Below are 6478 nucleotides of genomic sequence, written 5' to 3' on the forward strand. Positions count from 1 at the left end.
ATTTTCGGTTGGTTTTTTCGGAAGCATAAAATATATTTTGTGGCATAAGTTGATTTTATAAGGAACGACTATATACAACCACAAGTACGCTATTCGGAAGATATTGATTTGGTACAGATAAAATCATCTCCCACTAACCCTATATTGAAAGAAATACGTAAACAGCTCGCTTTCTTGGGAACAAAACGGACGGTCAAGCAGCATACCCATAACAATACCATTATTTACCGCTTCGAATCAGAATTTCCACCCACTATCGATTTGCGGTTAAAAATAGAAATCAATACCCGTGAGCATTTCAGTGTGTTAGGATTAAAGCAAATTCCTTTTCAAATGTCTAATTCATGGTTTACCGGCCAATGTGAACTGACTTGCTACGAGTTGGAGGAATTACTGGGAACGAAACTCCGCGCTTTGTATCAACGAAGGAAAGGACGAGACCTCTTCGACCTTTATTGGGCAATGATACATAACGAAACAGACAGTGCCAAAATATTGGAATGTTATCACCGATATATGGCATTCGTGGTGAAGCAACCGCCTACATGCAAGCAGTTTCTCAATCATATGGAAATCAATACGAAAGATAATGAGTTTCTTTCCGATATGTTTGCAATCATCCGTCCCGGAATATCCTATCGGATGGAAGAAGCATGGAAGTATGTAAAGAATAAATTGGTGAAAAATATCTGAGAAGATACATCAAGATAACACAGAAATTTACCGAATGATAGGACGGCTTATCATCATTTCAGACGTTCGTAAGTGCAAAGTCGTCGTTTTATCCCAAATTACGCGATATACCGTTCGGCGTTTACCATGCATAACCATTGACAATTAATATAATTCAGGCTTTCAGCCCTCCGCAGGGAAGGATGCCTATTCCCCAACGCTTCGCATTGGGCTGAATTAGTACGCCCTTTCAGGACTTTTACAGCCTTCAGTCTTCAGCGTTCAGTGTTCGTAATTCGTAATTTGTCATTCGTAATTGTTCGCTAGCGTTCAGTGTTCAGCCAACAAATCAACACCTCAACATCCGCAGGGCGTAACCATTGACAATTAACATTAATATAATTCAGGCTTTCAGCCCTCTGCAGGGAAGGATGCCTTTTCCCCAACGCTTCGCATTGGGCTGAATTAGTATGCCCTTTCAGGGCTTTTACAGCAATCAGCAATCAGCCTTCAGCGTTCAGTGTTCGTAATTCGTAATTCGTAATTTGTCATTCGTAATTGTTCGTTAGCCATCAGCCAACAATTCAACAACTCAATATTATAAATATTATAAATAAACAATTCAACAACTCAACACCCGAAGAGCATACAAGGGCTGAAAGCCTGAATGAATTCGTCAGCATGGCGTCGCCCTCAACCGTACACTCGGAATACCAGCCTATGCCTTTCTGCTGATTTATGTATTGGTTTTGTAAGGTTTTCAAACAACTTTTTAAGCTGATACACAGACAAGAACCTATTGATATCCAATAAAAGAGACACTCTTTCTTTCGAGAGGAACTTTTATTGGACAGCAATGATAGTAAAACAACTGACAAAGTTATTATCGTAAGAATGAAATAAGTTACTGTCATAGCAGGATAAGTCCATACTATGACGGCAACTTATTTTTATCAGACTCTTAGTATATTATACTTCGTTCTGCTTCACATTCGGATTCGAATCTAGCTCAGCTCTTGGTATCAGGAATTGCCATTCTTTATCACCTGCTGGTACTTCCATTTTACGCGAAACATTGCTCGGTGTATTAGATACGATGGAACGCTTCAGAGGTTGGTTCAATCGTTTAAGATCAGTAAACCGGAATCCTTCTCCCCATAAATCAATACGTCTATTTCTCCATATTTCGTTTAGAAGTTCATCTCCTGTTTTTGTTGATTTGACATAGTTAGGATCACGAGTAACCATAATTGTATTCAGAATATCCTGTGCCTTTTCATTTTGTCCAGTATGTGCATAAGCCTCAGCTGCAATATAGTACAACTCTGCCAATCGCATAAGCAGAATATCTCCAGAGCTGTTTCCATAGGCTTCAGCCGTAAATTTAAATGTACTATAAGCCTTTCGCAAATAATTCTTAGGTCTTGGAAAATTCTTTTCATAAGATTCCGAAGGTTTCCATTTATCTCCATCCATTGTACCCGGATCCCACCACATACGACGAATATCTGTCTGACTCATGGATTCGTACAATTCTTTGTTAATCAATTTAGGATTAGATCGAATATTCGATGAGCTAAAGTTCCACGACATATAAGCATTAAAATGACCAAAAATCCATTCTGTGTTTTTATTCCAATCATTAAAGCCTGATAATAAGGCATCTTTAGATTGTAATACAATCTTCCTCTCTTTAGCCAACGCAATAGCTTCTACTGCAAATTTTGCTGCATCCTCCCAATTTTGTTGAACTAATGAGACGCGTGATTTTATTCCTAAAGCAGTCAAATAATTGATTCTGTTTTTTTCAGATAGAGAAGCCCCCTTAAGCAAAGATATCGCTTGATCAAGATCATTATTTATAAATCGGTATACTTCTCCAACTGTCGCACGCGGTTTTTCAGATGTAGCAACTGAATCTCTGATAATGACACCTAATTGTTCATTATTAACTCCTTTTTGATATCTTTTGCCATAAAGCTGTACTAATTGAAAGTGACACCAAGCTCGATATGCCAAAGCTTCGCCTTTGATTCTTTCTTTGATCTTTTTTCACCCTGTAAGTCTGATCTTTCAATGTTAGATAGGATACTATTTGCATTTAATATCATATTATAATAGATTAGCCAGGGTACTCTTGAAAGTCTTGACCTTTCGTTTCGATGGTCGATCCAACGGGCTTCTCCGATATACCAGCCATTACCTGTTGTAGAGTTGATAACGTCTTCGCCAAGCATATCACGCGCGATATTTAAACTGTGTTCACCGTTATATGCCTGTGCTTCCCAATTAGTATAATTATAACTATGCATTCCATTCAGAATATAATCCAAATTGTTCACGGTAGCAGTTGCGTCGTGTTCACCAATTTTTTCTGAAGGTTGTGTATCAAGGTATGTTTCACCGCAAGCTGACAAAAAGAGCAGTAATAAACCGCTTGATATTAATTTATTTAATTGATTGATTTTCATATTTAGTATATTTTAGAATGTTAATTGTAAGCCTACATTAAAAGAGCGAGCTGCAGAATATACGTTTGCCGTTGTTCCAGTATAACTACGCATTGGATTCAACCCCTTACGCTTAGCAAATAAGAACAAGTTTTCTCCTGCAAATGTAACTTTTGCATTTTCAATGAAAACTTTATTCGTCAAACTTTTAGGTAAAGTATAACCTAACGATATAGATTTTATGACTAATGCATTCGATGACGTCAGCCATCTCGTAGATGCAGCTCCAATCGTGGAACTTTGGCCGGCATCAAGACGCGGTACATTAGTCACATCTCCGGGCTTCTGCCAGCTATCCTTCATTGCGTCAACATGGAGTGCTCCTCCCATATTATCCATTTCCATAAGCGATCCATAAGCTCCATCATATGATTTACCTCCTAGCTGGTATGCAAAATATGTAGCAAATTCAAACCCTCTATAAGAAACCGTTGTATTAAATCCTCCGTATACTTTGGGTATAACACTGCCACTGTAATCATATTTCGCCTTCTGGAAGTTGGTGGTTAGCGAATCGCCATTAATCACACGACAATCTTTTGCGTCAAAAACATATTCTTTTCCCGGATCATTATCAAATTGATACAACGGCATACCATCAGCAGAATCTACGCCTTTGTATTGACGAAGCCAAAAGTCATAGATGGATCTGCCTTCCATCAGTTTCTTCGTACCAGAGATAATCTCCTTTCTTGAAGGAGGCAATTGTAATATTTTATTGGTAAAATGAGTGATATTAAACCCAATGCTCCACTTCAGCTCTTTGTTCTTGATAATATCCACATTCAGGTCCATTTCAATTCCCTGATTTCTTACTTTTCCTATATTATCATCAATAGAGGTTGTGCCTGAAGACAGCGGCAGTGGTAATGAGAATAATAAATCTTTTGATTCTTTATTAAAATATTCTATCGAGCCTCTTATGCGCTCTAAGAAGCTGAACTCTAAAGCCACGTCGGAACTGATTTGGGTTTCCCACAATAAAGTGTTATTCCCCAGTTTAGAGAAAAGAATACCCGGATTTTCAAAGTTATTCCAGCCAATACCATACAAGGTTTGATAAGCATAATAAATGGAATATCCGTCTTCGTCTAAGACATCATCCACTCCTGTTTGTCCATAAGAAGCTCTAATCTTCAAATCATCGATCCAAGTTAGATTTTTCATGAATTCTTCCTGACCGATACGCCATGAACCACCTACTGACCAGAAATTACCCCAGCGTTTGTCTTTATGGAATCTGGACGTTCCGTCACGACGGAAAGATAGAGAGCCATAATATTTATTATTATAGTCGTAATTTACACGTGTAAAATAACCTTCTTTCCTATAGGTTCTGGTATATGAAGACAATACTTCAGGTGTGATAAAGTTCCCGTATTCGTATACGTTATCGAGTATTTGTTTTCCTTTTCGGCTGGTCAGAGATTCATAATCGCTCAGATAATTTTCATGTCCTAGTAAAATATCAAAGTTATGTACATCGGAAAATGTTTTCTTGTAATTCAACAGTTGGTTGAGGTTCACGGTCGTGCTGCGTGTATTTTCTTTCTCCAAAGACCCTTTATCTTTTGAATCTCCTACTTCTCTGTTCTTATATTCTGTAGTATGACTGTTTGTATTGTCATAAGACAAATTTACTGTAAATTCCAATTCTGGAAGAATATTTACAGTCGCATACATACGAGAATTAATCCCATCCCTCGTTATCTGTTCAAAGTTATAGTCAGTCTCAGCTAAAATATGTCTGCCCGAAAAAGCGTCTTTTCCCCGAGGCTTTTCATAATCATATATTTTTTCCCCATTGGCATCTAAGATGTATTCTCCTGTTGTTTCATCATGCAAATAAACCGGATAAATCGGTCCAATAAAACGAGAAAAGAAAAAAGGATTTACATAGCCCGTCTCATCTCCTCGTGAATAAGTCGATTTAGTTCGGAAGGCTGAAATATTTACGCCTCCTTTCAGCCACTCTGTTGCTTTATAGTTTGCATTTACACGTCCAGAGAAGCGTTCAAACATCGTTTTAAAGACATACCCATTGTCTTTCAAATAATTCAATGAAGCATATGAATCAGACTTCTCTCCTTGTTGACTGAGTGATATACCATATTCAGATCGATTTGCCGAACGTGTAATTGCTTTCTCCCAATCTGTGTCATCTCCATACAGCAAACTCGTTGCAGAGGGATTGAGTTTACCATCAGCCCCTACAATTTCTTCGCCTTTTACGCCTTTAAATGGATTGTATTTCAATTCTTCAAAAACAGCTTTTGATGCTTGTGCTGCTGCGGCAGCCTCAGATAATGGTTTGTCGGCATAGATATAGCTATTATATAATTGCTTCCACATCATCGGATAATAATCCATAATACCTACTCGTTCGTATTCGGGGATACCACGCATACTCGTTCCCCATGAGGAGGTAACCCGTACTATCGGTTTACGGCTTTGTCCTTTTCCTTTTTTCGTTGTGATTAATACTACACCATTCCCGGCACTCGACCCATACAACGAAGTGGAGGCTGCATCCTTCAAAATCGTTAGATTTTCGATGTCGGCTGGATTCAAATCAGAGATGTCACCAGTATAAGGAGATCCGTCTACAATATATAATGGTTTATTAGAAGCATTCACAGAGCCGAATCCTCGAATTCGAATATCAAGACTTGAACCCGGCTGTCCACTTCCCAAGGTGGTTTGTACGCCGGGGGCTGCTCCGGTGATTGCTTGAGAAACATTAGAGATCGGACGCATTTCAAGCCTCTGAGAACCTACAGATGTTGCCGATCCGGTAAACGACGATTTTTTGGCCGTACCGTAAGCGACAACAATGACTTCGTCTAAGGTTTCGGTATCGCCCATCATAGTAATTTTCATGTTCGGCTGTGCCACAGCTTCTTGTGTTTTGAAACCTACGAACGAAAATACTAACGTCGATCCGTTAGGTACCGAAAGCGTAAACTTACCGTCGATGTCGGAAATCGTTCCTTTCGTTCGGTCGGTTTTGAGTACGATAGAGGCCTCGATAACCGGTTCTCCCTGCTCGTCGACTACCGTGCCCTGCACCTGCGTCTGAGCCATCAAAGACCCCGCTCCTATAAGGAGGAAGGTCATTAGCATAATGATTTTCTGTTTCATACTTTAAAATTGTTAACGATTAATTTCTATGATTCACTTTTTTCACTGTTCGTTTTTCACATCCTCAGCGGTCAGCGTAAATTAATGGTCGTACATTTGTACTTTTGTAAATAATTCAATAATTACTAACTTTGATATCAGCATGGACAAAGACC

At 38.8% G+C, this 6478-nt stretch carries 4 protein-coding genes; 1 reads left to right on the plus strand and 3 read right to left on the minus strand.

Going from position 1 to position 6478, the window contains the following annotated elements; genetic code table 11:
* Positions 1 to 72: 72 nt before the first annotated feature.
* Positions 73 to 693 carry a nucleotidyl transferase AbiEii/AbiGii toxin family protein gene (locus EII41_RS13180; protein WP_260425594.1) on the plus strand — a complete coding sequence of 207 codons (621 nt, stop codon included), beginning with the start codon at positions 73 to 75 and terminating at the stop codon, positions 691 to 693.
* Between the two features lie 948 nt (positions 694 to 1641).
* On the opposite strand, the gene EII41_RS13190 is transcribed toward EII41_RS13180, so the two are convergent.
* From EII41_RS13190 to EII41_RS13200, 3 genes are read right to left on the minus strand one after another with little or no spacing between them, the layout of a single operon-like run.
* The gene (locus EII41_RS13190) at positions 1642 to 2691 is read right to left on the minus strand and encodes a RagB/SusD family nutrient uptake outer membrane protein (protein WP_124790958.1); all 1050 of its coding nucleotides are present in this window, start codon (positions 2689 to 2691) and stop codon (positions 1642 to 1644) included.
* The gene (locus EII41_RS13195) at positions 2658 to 3143 is read right to left on the minus strand and encodes a hypothetical protein (protein WP_124790959.1); all 486 of its coding nucleotides are present in this window, start codon (positions 3141 to 3143) and stop codon (positions 2658 to 2660) included. Before EII41_RS13195 ends, EII41_RS13190 begins: the two co-directional genes overlap by 34 nt.
* 12 nt (positions 3144 to 3155) lie before the next feature.
* On the minus strand, positions 3156 to 6323 hold the full coding sequence (locus EII41_RS13200; protein WP_124790960.1) for a SusC/RagA family TonB-linked outer membrane protein: 3168 nt from the start codon (positions 6321 to 6323) through the stop codon (positions 3156 to 3158).
* Between the last annotated feature and the right edge of the window lie 155 nt (positions 6324 to 6478).

The organism is Tannerella forsythia, from assembly GCF_003860135.1.
Classification (GTDB): domain Bacteria; phylum Bacteroidota; class Bacteroidia; order Bacteroidales; family Tannerellaceae; genus Tannerella; species Tannerella forsythia_A.